Source organism: Mycobacterium sp. (assembly GCF_046330795.1).
Classification (GTDB): domain Bacteria; phylum Actinomycetota; class Actinomycetes; order Mycobacteriales; family Mycobacteriaceae; genus Mycobacterium.
In genome coordinates, this window is sequence record NZ_JAXLSA010000004.1 from 353,789 (window position 1) to 373,018 (window position 19,230).

18 protein-coding genes are annotated in these 19,230 nt (G+C 69.5%); 13 read left to right on the plus strand and 5 right to left on the minus strand.

Features of this window, described 5'->3' with window-relative positions:
* Positions 1 to 211: 211 nt before the first annotated feature.
* The 3 genes from U0R18_RS16190 to U0R18_RS16200 are packed head-to-tail and all read left to right on the plus strand — an operon-like array spanning position 212 to position 3,249.
* A complete protein-coding gene (locus U0R18_RS16190) occupies positions 212 to 1,450 on the plus strand; it encodes a PAS domain-containing protein (RefSeq protein WP_526370153.1) in 1,239 nt (412 codons plus the stop codon).
* A gap of 8 nt (positions 1,451 to 1,458) precedes the next feature.
* Positions 1,459 to 1,947 carry a GGDEF domain-containing protein gene (locus U0R18_RS16195; RefSeq protein ID WP_526370441.1) on the plus strand — a complete coding sequence of 163 codons (489 nt, stop codon included), beginning with the start codon at positions 1,459 to 1,461 and terminating at the stop codon, positions 1,945 to 1,947.
* A 54-nt stretch (positions 1,948 to 2,001) separates the two neighbouring features.
* The gene (locus U0R18_RS16200; protein ID WP_526370155.1) at positions 2,002 to 3,249 is read left to right on the plus strand and encodes a PE-PPE domain-containing protein; all 1,248 of its coding nucleotides are present in this window, start codon (positions 2,002 to 2,004) and stop codon (positions 3,247 to 3,249) included.
* Here the strand turns inward: U0R18_RS16200 and U0R18_RS16205 are convergent.
* The gene (locus tag U0R18_RS16205; RefSeq protein ID WP_526370157.1) at positions 3,240 to 5,954 is read right to left on the minus strand and encodes a glycoside hydrolase family 5 protein; all 2,715 of its coding nucleotides are present in this window, start codon (positions 5,952 to 5,954) and stop codon (positions 3,240 to 3,242) included. The genes U0R18_RS16200 and U0R18_RS16205 overlap by 10 nt on opposite strands.
* Positions 5,955 to 6,019: 65 nt before the next feature.
* On the opposite strand from U0R18_RS16205, the gene U0R18_RS16210 reads away from it, so the two are divergent.
* Positions 6,020 to 6,784: an SDR family NAD(P)-dependent oxidoreductase gene (locus U0R18_RS16210; RefSeq protein WP_526370159.1), complete on the plus strand. Its 765-nt coding sequence runs from the start codon at positions 6,020 to 6,022 to the stop codon at positions 6,782 to 6,784.
* Positions 6,785 to 6,796: 12 nt separating this feature from the next.
* On the opposite strand, the gene U0R18_RS16215 is transcribed toward U0R18_RS16210, so the two are convergent.
* Entirely contained in the window at positions 6,797 to 7,261 is a 465-nt protein-coding gene (locus U0R18_RS16215; protein ID WP_526370161.1) for a GatB/YqeY domain-containing protein, read from the minus strand.
* A 95-nt stretch (positions 7,262 to 7,356) separates the two neighbouring features.
* Here U0R18_RS16215 and U0R18_RS16220 point away from each other — a divergent pair, with 95 nt between their 5' ends.
* From U0R18_RS16220 to U0R18_RS16240, 5 genes are read left to right on the plus strand one after another with little or no spacing between them, the layout of a single operon-like run.
* Positions 7,357 to 8,514, plus strand: a complete 1,158-nt coding sequence (locus U0R18_RS16220) for a DUF7847 domain-containing protein (protein WP_526370163.1) — start codon at positions 7,357 to 7,359, stop codon at positions 8,512 to 8,514.
* A gap of 7 nt (positions 8,515 to 8,521) precedes the next feature.
* Entirely contained in the window at positions 8,522 to 9,172 is a 651-nt protein-coding gene (locus U0R18_RS16225; protein ID WP_526370165.1) for a DUF4129 domain-containing protein, read from the plus strand.
* An 8-nt stretch (positions 9,173 to 9,180) separates the two neighbouring features.
* Positions 9,181 to 10,305 carry a DUF4350 domain-containing protein gene (locus U0R18_RS16230; RefSeq protein WP_526370443.1) on the plus strand — a complete coding sequence of 375 codons (1,125 nt, stop codon included), beginning with the start codon at positions 9,181 to 9,183 and terminating at the stop codon, positions 10,303 to 10,305.
* The gene (locus U0R18_RS16235; RefSeq protein WP_526370167.1) at positions 10,302 to 11,267 is read left to right on the plus strand and encodes an AAA family ATPase; all 966 of its coding nucleotides are present in this window, start codon (positions 10,302 to 10,304) and stop codon (positions 11,265 to 11,267) included. The genes U0R18_RS16230 and U0R18_RS16235 overlap by 4 nt, the downstream gene beginning before the upstream one ends.
* Positions 11,267 to 12,589, plus strand: a complete 1,323-nt coding sequence (locus U0R18_RS16240; RefSeq protein WP_526370169.1) for a DUF58 domain-containing protein — start codon at positions 11,267 to 11,269, stop codon at positions 12,587 to 12,589. Before U0R18_RS16235 ends, U0R18_RS16240 begins: the two co-directional genes overlap by 1 nt.
* Positions 12,590 to 12,640: 51 nt before the next feature.
* Here the strand turns inward: U0R18_RS16240 and U0R18_RS16245 are convergent, their stop codons facing one another.
* Complete coding sequence (locus U0R18_RS16245) at positions 12,641 to 13,633, minus strand: stage II sporulation protein M (RefSeq protein ID WP_526370171.1); 993 nt, start codon at positions 13,631 to 13,633, stop codon at positions 12,641 to 12,643.
* A 41-nt stretch (positions 13,634 to 13,674) separates the two neighbouring features.
* Here U0R18_RS16245 and U0R18_RS16250 point away from each other — a divergent pair, with 41 nt between their 5' ends.
* The gene (locus U0R18_RS16250) at positions 13,675 to 14,511 is read left to right on the plus strand and encodes an RDD family protein (RefSeq protein ID WP_526370445.1); all 837 of its coding nucleotides are present in this window, start codon (positions 13,675 to 13,677) and stop codon (positions 14,509 to 14,511) included.
* On the opposite strand, the gene U0R18_RS16255 is transcribed toward U0R18_RS16250, so the two are convergent.
* Together U0R18_RS16255 and U0R18_RS16260 are read right to left on the minus strand one after the other, a co-directional pair.
* Entirely contained in the window at positions 14,415 to 15,638 is a 1,224-nt protein-coding gene (locus tag U0R18_RS16255; RefSeq protein WP_526370173.1) for a cation:proton antiporter, read from the minus strand. The two genes, U0R18_RS16250 and U0R18_RS16255, sit on opposite strands and share 97 nt — an antisense overlap.
* An 18-nt stretch (positions 15,639 to 15,656) precedes the next feature.
* Complete coding sequence (locus U0R18_RS16260) at positions 15,657 to 16,991, minus strand: carotenoid oxygenase family protein (RefSeq protein WP_526370175.1); 1,335 nt, start codon at positions 16,989 to 16,991, stop codon at positions 15,657 to 15,659.
* Positions 16,992 to 17,055: 64 nt separating this feature from the next.
* Here U0R18_RS16260 and U0R18_RS16265 point away from each other — a divergent pair, with 64 nt between their 5' ends.
* The 3 genes from U0R18_RS16265 to U0R18_RS16275 all read left to right on the plus strand — a co-directional run bounded on the left by U0R18_RS16265 (position 17,056) and on the right by U0R18_RS16275 (position 19,217).
* Positions 17,056 to 17,613, plus strand: a complete 558-nt coding sequence (locus U0R18_RS16265) for a PadR family transcriptional regulator (RefSeq protein ID WP_526370177.1) — start codon at positions 17,056 to 17,058, stop codon at positions 17,611 to 17,613.
* Between the two features lie 83 nt (positions 17,614 to 17,696).
* Entirely contained in the window at positions 17,697 to 18,413 is a 717-nt protein-coding gene (locus U0R18_RS16270; RefSeq protein WP_526370179.1) for a PadR family transcriptional regulator, read from the plus strand.
* Between the two features lie 24 nt (positions 18,414 to 18,437).
* Complete coding sequence (locus U0R18_RS16275; RefSeq protein WP_526370447.1) at positions 18,438 to 19,217, plus strand: class I SAM-dependent methyltransferase; 780 nt, start codon at positions 18,438 to 18,440, stop codon at positions 19,215 to 19,217.
* The last annotated feature ends 13 nt before the right edge of the window (positions 19,218 to 19,230 follow it).

The following is a 19,230-nucleotide window of genomic DNA, read 5'->3' on the forward strand; positions in this document are numbered from 1 at the left end:
GACCCGCTGATTCCAGCAAATTCCGCACTCGATGCCTCCTTGTCCGGTCGGGCAAGTACATTTGCTTGCCGCCGTAGCAAAGCTGCGTTTCTCGACCATTCGAAGCGATGTGGCGACTAAACTTTCCGCATGTCAGTAGGGATACATGGACTGCGAGTCGGGCATGATCTCCTCTGAGACGCAACGGATTCAGGTCCTCGAGTCGTTTGCTGTGCTCGATACGCCAGCCGAGCGGAACTTTGATGATCTGACGGAGTTGGCTGCCGAACTGTGCGAGGTTCCGGTCTCTCTGGTGACCCTGGTGGACGCCGATCGCCAGTGGTTCAAATCCCGCCGCGGTATCGACGCCACATCCACCCCGCGCGACGAGTCGTTCTGCGTGCACGTGCTCGACAGCACCGACGTTGTCGAGATCCCCGACGCCCGACAGGACGCCCGGGTCGCCCACTATGACTGCGTCCGCGGCGAACCCGGTTTCCGCTTCTACGCCGGTGCGCCGCTGCGGACGGCCGACGGCCACGGTCTGGGCACCCTCTGCGTCGCAGATTATGAGCCGCGCCGCCTTTCCGACACGCAACGCAGGCAGCTCACCGTCCTGGCCGCCCAGGTGATGGCGCAGCTGGAGGTCCGTCGCCAGGCGATCGCGCTCCAGGCGGCGTTGGAGGAGGCCCGAACCAGCAGGCGCATGCTCGAGGGCGTTCTGAACCACACCGACGTCTTGACCTACGCCAAGGATCTGGACGGCAAGTACGTCATGGTCAACCCTGCGGTCACCCAGGCGACCGGCGTCACCGAGAACATGATCGGGCACAGCGATGCGGAGTTGTTCAGCGCCGAGATCGCGGCCGAGTACCGGCGAAATGACGAGAAGATCATCAAAACCGTTGAGCACCAAGTGTTCACCGAACGCCTGATGCACGGCGACGGCTCACACCGCACCTACCGCTCGACCAAGTTCCCGGTCCGGGACGACGCGGGCGACGTGATCGGCATCGCGGGGGTCTCGACCGACATCACGGATGTGGAGGCCGAACGCGCCGCCCTCGAAGACGCCGAGATGCGGCTGCGGACATTGGTCGAAGCGTCTCCGGTGGCGATCGCCGTGACCGATGAAGCCGGTGTGCTCATCTACGTCAACCCTGCCGCAGTTCAGCTGTGCGCGGTGCCGAGCATCGACGATCTCCACGGACGCTCGGCCCTCGAACTGGTGGCGCCGGGTCAGCAGGACGCCTTGGCGTCGACGCTGGCGGCCTTCGCCGCCAGGGAGACGGACTCGGCGTCGGGCCGGTCGGTGCTGCAGCGCGGCGACGGGATCACGCTGCACGTCGAGTACACCATCAACCGCTCAAATATGCAGGTCAGAATGCTTTTCAGGTTCAGGTCCGCGATGTCACCGACGCGATCGCCGACCAGCAGAATCTCCTGCAGATCGCCAATACCGATGCCCTGACCAATGTGATGAACCGCCGCGCCTGGATCGCCCACCTCATGCCGCTGCTGGACGAGCCGTGCGTGACGGCCGGTGAACTCGTGATCGCCATGATCGACATCGACCACTTCAAAGCGTTCAACGACTCTTCGGGGCACCTCGCCGGCGACCGTCTCCTTCGCCAGATCGCGGACACGATTACGACCAACGTGCGGTCATCGGACCTCGTGGCCCGTTGGGGCGGCGAGGAGTTCCTGGTTGCCCTACCCGAAATCACCGTGGCCCAAGCGGTCTCGGTGCTCGAACGGATCCGCTGCTCCATGCCATCGGACCAGACATGCTCCATCGGATACACCGCCTGGCGGCCCGGCGAGACGATAGAAGAGTGCATCAGCCGCGCCGACCGGGCAATGTATGCGGCCAAGAACGGTGGCCGGAACCGAACCCACGACTGCCCCGCATCGCCACACATCCGCAGCCACGGAAGGGTCGTCGACGTCGATCAATCGGCGTCCTGAACGGCAACGGTGGTGGGAAGATGGCCCCACCACGTTCACCGGGGGTGCGCAATTGTGCTGACCGAGGTCTCTCGCTCCCGTGGCACACGGTTCGTCGCCGCGCTTGCCGCCGCGATCCTGGCCGCGCCGATCTCCACCGCCAACGCCGCGGACACCGTGCTGTGGCTCAACGGCACGGAATCCGTCGTACCCGGCCCGCCACCCTCGGGACCGCCGGGCGGTCCGATCTCGGTGCTCCACGGCGCCTACGGCACCAACGTCGTCACGGTGAAGTATCCGGCGTCGTTCTGGCCACTCACCGCGGCGGCCGACCCGACCGGACCGGTTCTCGGAGTCTCCGTCGATGAAGGAATCGCCAACCTGCACAAGGCAATCGGAAGCAGCTCGGGCACTGTGACGGTGGTCGGCACATCGCAGGGCTCACTGGTGGTCGACGACGTGCAGGACGATCTCGACCGCACGGGAACCCAACCGGACGCCGACCTCACCTTCGTCGCGACCGCCGACCCGCAGGGAGCGACCGGCCTGTTCACCGTGTTCCTTCCCACCGGCACCCACATTCCGATCCTGGAGTACACGGTGCGGGCCGCACCGGCCGACAGCGCCTTCGACCGGGTCGACATCACCTACCAGTACGACGGCGTCGGCAACTTCCCGGACCGCCCCTGGCATCTGCTCGCCGACCTGAACGCCATCCTGGGCGGCTTCTACCTGCACCCGCTCACCCAGTGGGCGGATCTGTCGACCGTGCCGGAGTCGAACATCACCACCACCACCAACAGCAGGGGCGCCACGATCACCACCTACCTCGTCCCGGCCCCGTACCTGCCGCTGACCCGGCCGCTGGAACAGCTCGGGGTGCCCACCGGGATCGTGCATGCGCTGGATTCGATGTTGATCCCGATCATCAACAGGGGCTACAGCAACCTGACCCCCGAGGACGGCCCGCATCTGTCGCACGGCAAGCTGATCGACACCGCGACCACGAAGCCGCAGGCGCCGGAGAAGAAGCCATCGCCGCGGTCGGTCACCGCTGATCCGCCCGAACCGGTCACGGTCGACGACGACGATGAGCCGGCCGGCGCGGACAACAAGAGCGACAGCGACGCCGACAAGACGGCCGATGAGCCGACGGACGCGCCGCGATCCCACGAACACGAGCCCGCCGCCACCGCACCGGAGAGTGCGCCGCCGAAACAGGACCACAAGGGCGACGAGGGGGTTGTTCCAGCGAATTCATCGGAACAGCAAGAACATTCATCCCCGAAGGCCGATCCGGCCCCGGCGGCGGATCAGACCTGAACCGGCGCGTTGGCGTTCACCACGACGCTGACCGTGGTCGCTCCGAGATCGGACGCGATGACCAGTACCGGGGCGCCGGCGGCAGACACCACCTGCCCGCCGGTGACGCTCACCTGGTAGCCGTTCGGGAACTGGCCGGCCGGGACCGCGATGGTGGTGAGCGAGCCGGCATCGAAACTGCCTGAGCCGTCCACCTTCTCGGTGGAATAGCTGAAGTTCAGCGTGCCGTCGGCGAACGACCACGAGTTCGGTGTACCCGAGATCAGCTGCGGGTACGGCGCGGACAGGGTCAGCACGTTCGACGTGTTGACGTTGGTACCGGACGGCGGCTGCGCCGGGTCGTACACCAGCGCCTCGCCCGTGGTCGTTCCGGCGGTGGTGATGTCGCCCTTGCCGGAGTACGCCCACACCGTCCAGCTGGTGAAGTACCGGGCGGCGGCGTTGGTGGCCGCAGTGAGATCGGTGGTCACGTCGGAGGCCCCGAACTCACCCATGAACACGGGGATCTGGTGCTGGACGGAGTAGGCCTGCGCGTTGTCGGCCACCGTCGTGGCGATCCACCCGCAGATCCCGGTGGTAGCCGATCCATAGCAGTAATTGTGAACTGCCATAACGACATTCGGGTCGTTGATGGTGCCCATCACCAGTGGGCGGCCCAGCAGGGCGCCCAGCTCGAAGGTGGCCGGCGTCGGCTCGACGAAGATGGCGGTGGTCGGATCGACAGCCCTGATCGCGGCGATCACCTGGTTGTACATGGGCGCCAGTTGCTGCTCGACGAAGAAGGTGCCGCCGAGCAGGGAAGACAGCCAGTTGGAGCCCTCGAAGGGCTCGTTCATGATGTCGTAGCCGATCACCGCCGAATTGCCGGTGAAATACGACGCCACGTTCTCCCACGCCCGGGCATATTCGTCGGTCAGTCCGAGGCCGGTCGGGGTTTCGGCGTTGGCCCAGAACGAATCCCAGGCATGACCCTCGGCGGGGTTGAGGAAGTAGCTCCACGGGAAGCCGAAGTCGTTGTTGGGCAGTCCGCCGGTCTGGGTGGCCCACTCCGGGGCGCCCTCACCGCCAAAGGTGGTGCCCCAGTTGTCCTGGTGCATGTCCAGGACGCTGTAGATGCCGTGGTCGGCCAGCGTCTGGACCGTCTGCGCGATGGACGCGAGATAGGCATCATTGAAGACCCCGGGCTGCGGTTCCACCGCGGCCCAGATGATGCCCAGCCGGACGACGTTGAAGCCGTTGGCCGCCAGGAATGCCGCATCGTCGGCGTCGAACCCGCTGTCGGCCGGGTCGAAGGAGTCGACCTTGTAGACCTCGTTGGCGCCGTGCAGGACAACCACCCGCCCGTCGGCGGTGGTCAGCCAGCTGCCGTTGGCCGAAACAGTCAGCAGGGCCGAGTCGGAATCCCCGCTGCCGGGACCCGGGATGACCCCGCCGGTACCGGACTTGCCGACGGCGCCGTGGGCACCGAGCCAGCCGGCCGTTCCGCCCGCGCCGCCGAGAGCGGGCAATTGTGTTGTGGCACCATCGATTCCACTGTCGCCCGCGTCCCCGCCGGCACCACCGGTACCGAAGATCAAGGAGCCGTCGCCGCCGGTACCGCCCCGTCCGCCGTCGGAGCCGTCCCCGCCGCGGCCGCCGTGCCCACCGACACCCAGGAACAGGCCGACGGCGCCGCCGCCCGCACCCCCGGCACCACCGGGACCGCCTGGCGCACCCGAACCGCCGTTGCCACCGGCCCCGCCGACACCCATCAGCCAGCCCCCGGCACCCCCGGCACCACCGGCCGCGCCCGCGCCGCCGGCCCCGCCGATACCTCCGGTGCCGAACGCCCCGGCGGCGCCGCCCTTACCGCCGGCGAAACCCGCCAGGGTGCTGTTCCAGCCCTTACCGCCGTCACCCAGCAACCAGCCCCCGGCCCCGCCGTCGGGATGCTCTTCGGTGCCGTCGGCGCCGTTGCCGATGACGTAGGAGCCCAGGAGTGCGTTGACAATGCCGTCGACCGCACGGCCGATGCCGCTCCGGATCCACGCTTGGACGAGATAATGGACGGGCAGATAGATGAACTGCTCGATCAGGTCCGTCGCGGTGGCGGGGGCACTCGTGGTCGTGACGGCGACGGGTTCCGACGTGTCGGCCGTCTCGGTTGTCTCGGTTGTCTCGGTTGTCTTGGTTGTCTCGGTGGGGACCACCCGCTGGGCGGACGGCGCCGCCACGGACTTCTCACGGCGCTCGACGGCGGCATACGCGAGCGCGGCCACCGGTTCGTCCACGGGCGCGCTCGGGCTGTCGTCCGTTTTCGACGACGACGGCTCGTCGGCCGGGTCCGAGGTCCTGGCGACGGTCACGGTGGCCTCCTCGGCCACCGACCGAGAGTGGTGCGCCGCAGCCGGTTCGGCGGCCTCATCGGCCGGGTCGTCCGCCGCGGTCTCGGTGTTCTCGGTGTCAGGCTGCTCGGAGTGACGAGCCGGTGTCTCGTCCGCCGCGGTCGCCGCGGAAGTCTCCGTGGTGTCGGATTCGTGGTCCGCCGTCGCTGCGGCCGCCGGGCGTCCGGCGTTGGTGTCCGACGACGCCGGAGCCGAGTCGGTGGCCGCATGCTCGGCGGCCGTGCCGTCGCCCTCGGCCCACGCCACCCCCGCACCCACGGTCAGGGCAGCGCCGATACCCAGCGCAGCCGCCAGCCCGCGTACCCGACCGATCGTCAACATGCACCTCTGTATACGGGACGGGCAAAGGGCCGCGCGCGGTTTTCCGGATGCGGCATATTGCCCCCATGACAGTCATGGGCAAGGTGGCATTGGTGACCGGCGCGGCCTCCGGGATCGGGGCGGCCACGGCGGCGCGGTTGGCCGCCGACGGAGCGACGGTGATCGGCGCCGACATCACCCCGGCCGAGGGGATCGAGGCACTCGACGTCACCGACGAGGTCGCCGTCGCGACCCTGATCGATGCCATCGTGTCCCGGCACGGCCGCATCGACGCGGTGGTCACCTCCGCCGGGGTCAGCGGGGGCGGTCCGGCCCATTTCGTCGAGCGCGGGGAATGGGACCGGGTCATCGGCATCAACCTCACGGGCACCTTCCACGTCGCCAAGCACGCCGCGGCGCGGATGCTCGAGCAGGAGCCCCGCGACGGCGAGCGCGGCGCGATCGTCACCGTCGCCAGCGTCGAGGGTCTGGAGGGCACCGCCGGTGGTTGTGCCTACAACGCGTCCAAGGGCGGGGTCGTACTCCTCACCAAGAACCTGGCGATCGACTACGGCGGCAAGGGAATCCGGGCCAACTGCATCTGCCCGGGCTTCATCGATACGCCCATGCTGCGCAACGTGTTCGACCTTCCCGGCATGGCGGAGGTGCGGGCGCACGTGGTCGACGAGCACAAGCTGCGCCGGTTGGGCCGTCCGGAGGAGATTGCGTCGGTGGCGAGGTTCCTGCTCTCGGCTGACGCGTCGTTCGTCACGGGCCAGGCCATCGCCGTGGACGGCGGGTACACGGCCGGCCGCGACCACGGGGTGACCCGGTTGATGGGCCTGTCCTGACGGATCGGTCGACTACAGCCGCGCCCTGACCGCCGCCGACAGCCGGGCGCCGTCGGCCTTGCCCGCCGCGATGGCCGTGGCGGCCTTCATCACCTGACCCATGTGCTTCATGTGCGGTCGTTCGCCGATCTCCTCGGCCACCTGCGCAATCGCGGTGTTGACCACATTGGCGATCTCGTCCTCGCTCAGCGGCGACGGCAGGTACTCCTCGATGACGGCGGCCTCGGCGCGTTCGTTGGCAGCCAGCTCACCGCGGCCGTTGGTGACATAGATCTGGGCCGCCTCGCCACGCTTGCGCGCCTCCCGGGCGAGCACCTTCAAGACCTCGGGGTCGGTCAGTTCGCGGGCCTGCTTGCCCGACACCTTCTCGGTCTGGATCGCGGCCAGCAACATCCGCAGCGTCGCCGTTCGCAACTTGTCCTGCGACTTCATCGCCACGGTCAGATCCGCCCGCAATCGGTCCTCGAGTTCGGCCATGCCGCCGAAGATACGCCGACCCGTGCCAAACTGGACCGAAGCGACATCCGAAACCATTCGATCGACGGGGGAGGGACGTTCCCGGTGACTGCGCGATGACAATGCCCCCCACGGGTCCGGGCTGGCCATCCTGGCAGGGGCCACCGGGCTACCCACCTTCGGCCTACCCCTCGCAGTACCCACCGCCGGGTTACCCGCCACCCGGCTACCCACCCCCGGGCTACGGGGGCTACCCGCCGGGCTACCCGGGTCACCCCCCGCCGGGCGCACCGTACGGGCAGCCGATGGCGTTGCAGCCCGGGGTGATTCCCCTGCGACCGCTGACCCTCAGCGACATGTTCAACGGGGCAATCCGCTACATCCGGGCGAATCCGAGGGTGACGCTCGGGCTGACCGCGGGCGTGGTGATCATCACGCAGCTGTTCGGTCTGTTCATCCAGCTCGGTCCACTGGCGGCGACGGGCAATCTGGACGCCATGGTCAACGCCGCCGATGACGGCGGGGCCGTTGCACTTTCGTCGATCACGTCGTTCATCGGTTTCGTGGTGAAAATGCTCGGCGCCCTCGTACTGACCGGCATGCTCACCGTGGTGGTGGGCCGCGCGGTGTTCGGTACACCGATCACGGCGGCCGAGGCGTGGGACCGGATCCGGGGCCGACTGCTTCCGCTGCTGGGCCTGGTGGCTGTCGAGGTGGCCGGCGCGGCCGTGATCATCGGCGTCGTGACGGCCGTCATCGCAGGAATCGCCATGGCGGGCAACGGTTATGCCGCCGCCGCGATCGGCGTTCCGCTGGGGCTGGGCTCGCTGGCGCTGCTGGTCTGGCTCTTCACCATCGTGTCGTTCGCACCCGTGGCGGTCGTGCTGGAACGCAAGCCGGTGTTCGCCGCGTTCTCGCGTTCGCTCGCGCTGGTGCGCAACGGATTCTGGCGAGTGCTGGGAATCCGCCTGCTGGCCGGGTTGGTGGCCGGGGCGGTGTCCACCGCGGTGTCGGTCCCGTTCGCGATCGTGACGATGGTGGTGGCATCGGCGTCGTCGTTGTCCACCGCCGCAATCCTGCTGGCCGCCACGGCCAACATGGTCGGTTCGATCATCGGGCAGATCGTCGTGACACCGTTCAGCGCGGGAGTGGACACGCTGCTCTACACCGACCGGCGGATCCGGGCCGAGGCGTTCGATCTGGTGCTGCGCAGCGGCGCGGCGAACGCGATCCCGGGCGCCGGCACCGACCAGCTGTGGCTCACCGGTCCGTAGGCGCACAGTGCCCACCGTCGACGTCGACCGCGACACCGCGCACGAAGCGGCCCGACACGAACTCGCCCGGCCGATCTATCCGAAGCCGTCGCTGTTCGACCGGATCTCGCAGTGGCTCGACGACCAGTTGTTCCGGTTGACCCAGCTGGCGTCGGACGTCCCCGGTGGCTGGTTCACCGTCACCGTCCTGGTGATCATCGTCGCCGTCGCCCTGGTGGTCGCGGTGCGCATGGCGCGGCGCGCCATGCGGGTCGATCGCGCCGACCATCAGTTGTTCGACGTCGCCGAACGCACCGCGGCCGCACACCGGGGCGCCGCCGAACAGCACGCAGCCCGCGGGGAATGGGCCGCCGCCGTCCGGGAGCGGTTGCGCGCCGTGGCCCGCCAGCTCGAGGAGGACGGCGCGCTGGCGCCGGTGCCCGGCCGCACGGCCGGGGAACTGGCGCACGACGCCGGCGCGGTGTTCCCCGCACTGTCATCCCAATTCACCAACGCTGCAGCGGCTTTCAACGACGTCGCCTACGGCGAGATGCCCGGGACATCCGAGTCCTACCGCATCGTGGCCGACCTCGACGACCGGCTGCGGGAGCACTCCGCGCGCCGGGCGCCGGCGACGACGACACAACCGGCACAACAGGATTGGACACCGGTCCGGTGACGGCCGGGATGCCCCGCACCCGCCGCAAGACGTGGCGCGGGTTCACGCTGGCGCTGGCGGCCATCGTCGCGGTGGCCGGATTGACCGCCTGGCTGACCGCTCCACGGGGCGGCGGCCTGATGAATCCCGATTCCACGTCCACCGACGGCGCACACGCACTGGTCACCCTGTTGCGCGAGCGCGGTGTCGACGTGGTCGTGGCCGATTCGGCCGCCGATGCCCGGCGAGCGGCCTCGGACGCGGGTTCGGACACCCTGCTGCTGGTGGCCCAGACGCCCCACCTCAGCACCGATGCACAGCTGGCCGACCTGGTCCAGGCTCCGGGCGACCGCCTGCTCGTCGATCCCGGCCCGTCGGCCCGTAACCAGCTGGCCTCGGGAATCCGCACCGCCCCGAGTGGGCTGCAGCACGCCGACCCGGACTGCGACCTGCGTGCGGCGCAACAAGCCGGAGCCGTGAATTTCGGTGACGCCCAAGCATTTACGTCAATCGCGGACGACCTGGAACTCACCCGCTGCTATGGCGGCGTGCTGGTGCGCTATCAGAACGGCCCGGACTCCGTCACCGTGGTCGGGGCATCGGGGTTCATGACGAATGGCGGTCTGCTGCGGGAGGGCAACGCCGCGCTGGCGATGAACCTCGCCGGCTCGCACGCCCACCTGATCTGGTACGCGCCGCAGCGCGCCGAGGGCGAGAAGGACGGCGCGGCAACGCTGTCCGACCTCATCCCCGCGCGGGTGTACTGGATCGTCGCGCAACTCGTCCTGGTGATCGTGCTGCTGGCGCTGTGGCGGTCGCGGCGAATGGGCCCGTTGGTGGCCGAGACGCTGCCCGTCGTGGTGCGGGCCTCGGAAACCGTGGAGGGCCGTGGCCGGCTGTACCGATCGCGGCGGGCCCGCGTCCAGGCTGCCGGCGCGCTGCGGACCGCGGCGCTGCAGCGGCTGACCCCACGGCTGGGCCTGGGCCCGCAGGCCACGCCCGAAGCCGTCGCGATGGCGGTGGCCGCCCAGGGCGGCGGCGAACCCAGGGCCGTGCACGAGGCGCTGTTCGGGCCGCCGCCGCACAGCGACGACCAACTCGTCCAACTCGCAAACACCCTCGACACCATCGAAAGGCAGGTCCGGCGCACGTGAGTCAGCCGATTCCCCCCTCAGATCCGGCGCGCACCGCGCTGCTCGCCCTGCGCGCCGAGATCGGAAAGGCCGTCGTGGGCCAGGACGCCGTGGTCAGCGGTCTGGTGATCGCACTGCTGTGCCGCGGCCACGTATTGCTCGAAGGTGTTCCGGGCGTGGCCAAGACACTGCTGGTGCGTGCGCTGGCGGCGGCGCTGCAACTCGATTTCAAACGCGTGCAGTTCACCCCCGACCTGATGCCCGGGGATGTCACCGGATCACTGGTGTACGACGCGCGCACCGCGGCCTTCGAGTTCCGCGCGGGGCCGGTGTTCACCAACCTGCTGCTGGCCGACGAGATCAACCGCACTCCGCCCAAGACCCAGGCCGCCCTGCTGGAGGCCATGGAGGAACGTCAGGTCAGCGTCGACGGGCAGCCGCGCGCGCTGCCGGATCCGTTCATCGTCGCCGCCACCCAGAACCCGATCGAGTACGAGGGCACCTATCAGCTGCCCGAGGCGCAGCTGGACCGCTTCCTGCTCAAGCTCAATGTGCCGCTGCCGCCGCGTGATCAGGAGGTGGCGATCCTGTCCCGGCACGCGCACGGATTCGATCCGCGCGACCTGTCGGCGATCCGGCCCGTGGCCGGTCCGGCCGAACTGGCCGCGGGACGCGAGGCGGTGCGGCAGGTGCTGGTGGCCGATGAGGTGCTCGGCTACATCGTCGACATCGCCGGGGCCACCCGGAATTCGCCGGCGTTGAACCTGGGTGTCTCACCGCGCGGCGCGACGGCACTGCTGGCCACCGCACGATCGTGGGCGTGGCTGTCCGGCCGGGGCTACGTCACGCCCGACGATGTCAAGGCGATGGCGAAACCGACACTGCGGCACCGGATCGCGCTGCGTCCGGAAGCCGAGCTCGAGGGCGCCACCGCGGACGGGGTGCTCGACGGGATCCTGGCAGCCGTGCCGGTACCACGCTAGTGGTACTCACCGGGCGGACCGCACTGGTGGCACTGGTGTGCCTGCTGCCGATCGCGGTATCGCCATGGCCCGCAACATCATTCGCGATACTACTGGCCGCGTTGGCCGTCGCCGTACTGGCCGACGTCCTGCTGGCGCCCAGCCCGGCCGGGGTGGAGCTGACCCGGTCCGGCGGCACGTCGGCACGCCTTGGTGAGACGGTCGACCTGACGATGCAGGTGAACAACGGCACCGGCCGGCGGTTGCGGGGCCGCATCCGCGACGCGTGGGCACCCAGTGCACGCGCCGAACCCCGCAGCCACCCACTCGATATCCGGGCACACGGATCCACCGTGGTGCAGACCACGCTGCGACCCGTCCGGCGCGGCGAACTGCGGTCGGCCACCACCACCGTGCGCACGCTGGGCCCGCTCGGGCTGGCGGGCCGGCAGCGGTCCCGCCGGATCGCCTGGACGGTGCGCATCCTGCCGGCCTTCCTGTCGCGCAAACACCTGCCGTCGCGGCTGGCCCGACTGCGTGAGATCGACGGCCTGCTGCCGGTGCTGGTCCGCGGCCAGGGCACCGAATTCGACTCGCTGCGTGAGTATGTCGTCGGCGACGACGTCCGGTCGATCGACTGGCGTGCGACGGCCCGGCGCGCCGACGTGGTGGTGCGGACCTGGCGTCCGGAACGGGACCGCCGGATCGTGATCGTCGTCGACACCGGGCGGACGTCCGCCGGGCGCGTCGGGGTGGATCCGATTGCCGCCGACCCGACGGGCTGGCCGCGGCTGGACTGGTCGCTGGACGCCGCCCTGCTGTTGGGGGCACTGGCCGCGCGGGCCGGCGACCACGTCGACTTCCTGGCGCATGACCAGGTGGCCCGCGCCGCGGTGTTCGGGCTGTCCCGCTCGGAGGTGCTCCCGAAACTGGTCGACGCGATGGTCGCCCTGCAGCCCGAGCTGATCGAATCGAATTCCGCCGCAATGGTTTCGGAGATCTCTCGACGGATCCGCCGGCGCGCGCTGGTGGTGCTGCTGACCGATCTGAACAGTTCGGCCCTCGAGGAGGGCCTGCTGCAGGTGCTGCCGCAGCTGGCCGCGCGCCATCAGGTGATCATCGCCGCGGTGTCCGACCCGCGGGTCGAGGAGATGTCGGCCGGGCGTTCCGATGCCGCGACCGTGTATGGAGCCGCGGCCGCCGAACGGGCCCGCAACGACCGTCGGCACCTGGCCGGCCGGCTGCGGAACCTCGGCATCGAGGTGGTGGACGCCGGGCCGGCCGAACTCGCGCCGGCACTGGCCGACAAGTATCTGGCGATGAAGGCCTCCGGCAGGCTCTAGTCGAGTCGACGATCCACCGGGGGACGCGGTGGTGAGGAGCGAGACAATTGGTCAGCGAATGGGCACCACGTCGGGCGCGTCGTCGATGTCGCCGGTCTCCCCGGCACGCACGCCCCGCCGTCCGAAGTGCACGACGTAGCCCAGGAAGGCGGCCCACACGGTCGCCCCGATCGCGATCCGCGCCCACGTCGGCAGCCCCGACGGCGTCACCATCGCCTCGACCAGACCGGACACCAGCAGGACGGCCACCAGGCCGAGCGCCACCGAGGCAACCGCCCGGCCCTGCTCGGCCAGCACCTGACCGCGGGGCCGGTCGCCGGGCGCGATCACCGACCACCCCAGCCGCATCCCGACCGCGCCGGCCAGGAACACGGCGGTCAGCTCCAGCAGACCGTGCGGCACGAGGAGGCCGAACAGCACGTCGGCCTTGCCGGCGCTGACCATGAGTCCCCCGGTCACGCCCACGTTGGCGGCGTTCTGGAACAGGATGTACGGGATCGGGATCCCGAGCAGCACCGCGAACGCGATGCACTGGGCAGCCACCCAGGAGTTGTTCACCCAGACCTGCAGCGCGAAGGCCGCCGCCGGATGGTCGCTGTAGTACGACTCGAAGTCGTGGTTGACCAATTCGGCTATCTCACTGGGGGTTCCGAGAGTTGCCTGCACGCCCGGATCCCGTGCCACCCAGCCACCGATGAGCACCGCGACGGCGAAGAAGACCACCGCCGTGGCCAGCCACCAGCGCCACGCCCGGTAGGCGACCACCGGGAACGACACCGTCCAGAATCGGGCGACATCGCTCCACAGCGGGGCGTGGGCCCCGGTCACCGCGGCACGCGCACGGGCCACCAACGAGGACAGCCGCCCCACCAGAACAGAGTCCGAGGAAGACGACCGGACCATGGACAGATGGGTCGAGACCCGCTGGTACAGGTCGACCAGTTCGTCGACCTCGGCCCCGGTCAGATTGTTGCGGCGCTTGACCAGCTGGTCGAGCCGGGTCCATGTCGAGCGGTGTGCGACCACGAACGCATCGACATCCACCCCGGCGAGTTTAGTAGCGTTCGAGCATGAGTTCGCCGTCAATGGTCACCGGGGACGCCGTGGTGCTCGACGTCCAGATCGCCCAACTGCCGGTGCGGGCGGTGGGCGCCCTGATCGACATCGTGATCATGGTGCTGCTCAACATCATCGCGACGGTGTTGTGGGCGCTCACGCTGCGCCAGTTCGACCTGGCGATCGCCCAGGCCATTGTCGTGATCTTCACCGTGCTCGTCTTCATCGGCTACCCGGTGGTGTTCGAGACAGCCACCCGCGGCCGTTCACCGGGCAAGTTCGCGATGGGGCTGCGGGTGGTGTCCGAGGACGGCGGCCCGGAGCGGTTCCGTCAGGCCCTGTTCCGCGCGCTGGCCGGCCTGGTCGAGATCTGGATGCTCTTCGGCGCGCCGGCGGTGATCGCCAGCATGGTGTCGGCCAAGGGCAAGCGCCTCGGTGACGTGTTCGCCGGCACCGTGGTGATCAGCGAACGCGGCCCCAAAGCGCCACCGCCGCCGGTGATGCCGCCGCAGCTGGCGTGGTGGGCGTCGTCGTTGCAGCTGTCCGGACTCTCGGTCGAGCAGGCCGATCTGGCCCGGCAGTTCCTCGCGCGGGCGCCGCAATTGGAGCCACGGCTGCGGGATCAGATGGGCGCGCGCATCGCGGCCGAGGTGGTCGCGCACATCTCACCGCCACCGCCGCCGGGCACACCGCCGCAGTACCTGCTGGCGGCGGTGCTGGCCGAACGTCATCGCCGCGAGCTGATGCGCCTCGGTGCGGCGGGGCCGGCTCAGGCCGGCGCCGGTTTCTTCCCGCCGGTTGCGGCGGCGCCACCACCACCGCCGGCGTCACCGCCCGGGCCGGGCGGCTTCACCCCGCCGAGCTGAGTGCGGACCGCCACCCGGCCCGCGACCGACGTCGCCACCACGGTCACCAGCGCACCGAGGATCAGCGCGGACGCCTCGCCCGGCTGCAGCAGGTGCTGTTCGGTGCCGATGGTGGCCGCGGCCACCGGCACCCCGAGTTGTGCGGCGGCCAGGGTGCCGAGCGACAGGGGTTGACGCAGGAGCCGCCCGGTCCAGTGGGCCACCACCGCACCGAGCCCCAGCGCCAGACCCAACACGATGAAACCCGGACGCTCCCCCAGTTCGCGGACGCGCAGTGAGGCCCCCAGCCAGACGAAGAAGAGTGGCGCGAAGAACCCCTCGGTGATTCCGAACAGCTGACGGGCCAATCGGCGCGGTTCGCCGACGGCGCCGACCACCAGACCCAACGCGAAACCGGCCAGCATCACCGACACATGGGTGGCGACCGCCAACGCCGCCAGGCCGAACAAGAGGATCAGGCTCACCCGGAGCTCCAGTGCTTCCCGGTGGTCCTCGGAGTAGTGGTGCAGCCGCTTGCGCCGGCCGCTGCGCTCGAAGGCCCGCAGTGCGACGAACAGCACCGTGGCCACACCCGCGATCGCGAGCGCCCCCAGCGCGGCCCGCCCGGCGTGGTCGGGATCGATGACCAAGGGCAGCAACACAATACAGGCGGCATCGGCGATCGCGATCTGTGCCGTCGTCGACAGCACCGCCGGGCCAGCGAGCTTCAGACCGTCGATGACGGGCAGCGCCAGGGCCGCCGACGACGAGGTCATCAGGACCGCGTACAGCATCGCCTGACCGGTGCCGAACGCTTCGGCGAGCAGGACACCGAACACCGCGGCGACCACTCCGACGAGCACGGCTCGAACGACGGCCGTCGGCAGTGCGGACCGCAGCGTCGGGTTGTGCACCGGCACGTGGGTGCCGACGAGGAACATCACCAGCGCGAAGCCGGTATTGGCCAGTAGCTGGAGGGTGGGATCGGCGGGGTCGACGATGTTGAAACCGGTTCTGCCGACGACGATCCCGGCGACGAGCTCGCCGACCACCATCGGGATGCCCAGGCCGGGGACGGCGGCGAGCAGCGGTCCGGCCAGCCCGATGACGACGAGCAGGGCCAGGGTGTCGAACCCGAACTGCGGCATCCGGACACCCTAGACCCGTCAGCTGTGCCCGGTGATCCAGTTTCCGTGGAAGCCGTACGGAACCCGTTGGGGCAGGTGGATTGTCGCGACGGCCGCGCCGCCGAAGTCGGAGGCATCCAGGATCACCAGATCGCTGCCATTGCGGGCCGGGTCGTACACGTAGGCCAGGTACCAGCCGTCGCTCTCGTCGGTGGAGCCCGCCGCCGGGACGAACACCGCCTCGCCCGGTCGCCCGCCGTCGAAGGCGCGTTCGGCGGCGCTGCCGTCGGTCAGGTCGTAGCGCACCAGGCGGTCACCACCGACCGCGACGCCGTAGCGGGCCGGCCGACCGGCCAGCCGGTCGTCGATGCGCGGGAACTCGACCCCGCGCTCGTCGAGCTGACGCTCGGTCACGGTTCCGCGCGCCAGGTCCAGGGTCCAGCTCCACAGCACGCCGTCGGCGTCGAATCCGCCGTCGTGGCGCCATAATTCGGGATACCGGATCGCCTGTATCTCCAGGGAGTCGCCCGTGTCGAAGGCGTTGACCACGTGGAAGACGTAGCAGGGGTCGATGTCGAACCAGCGGATCTCGCCGAACGGGTCGTCCCGGCGCAGCACGCCGAACCGGGCGCCGTAGTCGTCGTCCCACCGGTATGGCATGCCCTTGCCGTCGATCGCCAGGTCGAGGTTGAACACGATGGGCAGGTCCATGAAGACGACGTGCCCGGCCGTCATCGCGAAGTCGTGCATCATCGTCAACGCCGGAACCTCGACGGGCCGGTCGATCACCAGCTCACCGTTGGCATCCGCACGGTGATAGGTGACGTGCGGTTCGGCGAGGTTGCCGTAGCCGAAGAAATGCAGTTCGCCGGTGCTGGGGCAGATCTTGGGGTGCGCGGTCATCGCGTCGACGAGCTTGCCGCCGAAGTCGAAGGCCCCGACGGTCTCGAGATCGTTGGTGATCTCGTACGGCAGCGAGGACTCGACGAGCGCGAGCGTGCGCCCGGCATGGTTGACGACGTGGGTGTTGGCGACGCTGGCGCGCAGGTTGCGGGCGCCGTCGGGGCCGTAGACCGGGAACGGGTCGGCGAAGCTGTCGGTGCGCACCCAGCGGTTGCGGTACCACTTGGCCGCGCCGCCCTCGAGCCGCACGCCGTGGATCATCCCGTCGCCGGTGAACCAGTGGCCGCTCGCCGTGCGCGGGTTGGGGCCGTTGCGTAGGTACCAGCCGTCCAGTTCGGGCGGGATCGTGCCGGTGACAGTCAGGTTGTCGGCGGTGAGTTCGTCGGGGACGGGCGCGTAGTTGCCCTGCAGGAAGAACTGGCCGTCGCCCGGGACATCGGCGACCAGAGAAACGTCGTGGGTATCGGTCATACGCCCCACCCTGACATTCCACTAGTGACATGTCAATAGTGGAATGAGACCCTACACTACGGGTGTGAGCCTTCGCATCGCGGCCCTCGGCCTGCTCGCCCAGCATCCCGGCAGTGGATACGACCTCCTGAAACGGTTCGACGTGTCGATGGCCAACGTGTGGCCGGCGACGCAGAGTCAGCTGTACGGCGAACTCAACCGGCTGGACCGGGACGGTCTGATCGAGGTCAGCGACGTGGGGCCCCGCGGACGCAAGGAGTACCGCGTCACCGACGCCGGCCGGATGGAGCTGCTGGACTGGATCATCCATCCCGACGGCGACCCGCCCCTGCGCCGGCCGGATCTGCTGCGGGTCTTCCTGCTCGGCCAGCTCCCCGTCGAGCAAGCCCGCGCGTACGTCGCGCGCGTGGCCGACTCCGCCGAGTCCGAGCTGGCCCGCTACGCGGAGTTGCGGGACACGGTCACGTGGAGCGATGACCCCGCCGACGCGCCGGGCGACTTCTACGGTCGCGCCGCGCTGGAATACGGGCTGCGAGAAGCCGAAATGGAGATCCAGTGGGCCCGCTGGCTGCTCGCCGAACTCGACAAGAAGGCTGGGCAGATCCGACCGTTCGGGGAATAACTGGTTGCATCGCGATAGTTTCCGATATATCGTCAACACATCGAAGCTCGATCTGAGCTTCCCCGAACCTGAAGGAATCAGACATGAACACCCCATTCACACCCCCAGAACCCCACACCGGATTCGGCTTCGGCCCCGGCGACCGCCGGCACGGCCACGGTCACGGACGCCGCCACGCCGACCGGCGCGCAGAGTTCATCGAGCAGGTCCGCGCTCAGGGTGGCGGCCCGTTCGGTCCCGGCTTCGGCCCCGGTGGACCCGGCGGCCCCGGTTTCGGCTTCGGTCCCGGCCCGTTCGGCGGCGGCCCCTTCGGCGGCGGTCGAGGACGGCGCGGACCGGGGGGTCGCCGGGGACCCGGCGGCCGGGGCAAGCGCGGCGACGTCCGTGCGGCCATCCTCAAGCTGCTGGCCGAACGCCAGATGCACGGCTACGAGATGATCCAGGAGATCGCCGAGCGCAGCGACAACCTGTGGAAGCCCAGCCCCGGCTCGGTGTACCCCACGCTGCAGATGCTCGAGGACGAAGGCCTGATCTCCGCGGCCCAGACCGAGGGCAGCAAGAAGCTGTTCGAACTCACCGACGAGGGCCGGGCCGCCGCCGAAAAGATCGAGACCGCGCCGTGGACCGAGATCACCGAGGGCGCAGACCCCGCGCAGGTCAACCTCCGCGAGGCCGTCGGCCAGCTGTTCGGTGCGGTCGCGCAGTCCGCGCACGCCGCCGATGCGGATCAGCAGCAGCGGATCCTCGACATCGTCAACAACGCGCGTCGCGAGATCTACCAGATCCTCGGCGAGAGCTGACACCCGATCGAAGTGGCGCCCATGATGTATTTCATGGGCGCCACTTTCGTGACCGACATCGCCGACATGCCGCGCGGCGGCTTCGACGCCTCCTGCCTGGACCGGCTGTTACAGACCGGCCGGGACGAATATCTGGATCGCAATGACGCCGATGACGCGGCCCTGGCGAGGAAAAAACGTCAGGTCGTCGACGCGCTGGACTGGAGCGGCCGGGTGTTCGGCAACCATCGCAAGATCGCCCGCCGCGTCCTGGACGTGCTGGCCGACGTCGCCGACCCGAAGATCGTGGAACTCGGCGCCGGACACGGCGCGGTGTCGCGGCTGCTCCTCGAGGAACATCCGACCGCGCACCTGACCGTCACGGACATCAACCCCGACTCGGTCGCCCGGATGGCCGAGTCCTTCACCGGCGAGCCCCGCGCCACCGTGCGCGTCATGGACGCCACCGCGATCGACGCGCCGGACGGCTCCTTCGACCTGGCGTTGTTCGCGCTGTCGTTCCACCACCTACCGCCGGAAGCCGCCGCACAGGTGCTGCGGGAGGGCACCCGGGTGGCCGACGTCCTACTGATCGTCGACCTGCCCCGCCCGCCGGCGCCACTGCACCTCATCCGGCTGGCATCGATGCTGCCGTTCGCACCGTTCGTGCCATTCGTGCACGACGGGCTCATCAGCTCGTTGCGCACCTACAGTCCGTCGGCGCTGCGTGCCCTGGCCGCCCACGCCGGCCCGGCGATCGAGCTCGAACTGCACGGCGGGCCGTTGAGCGAACAGGTGGTGATCGCGCACCGGAATTCCGGCTGAGCCGAATACTATT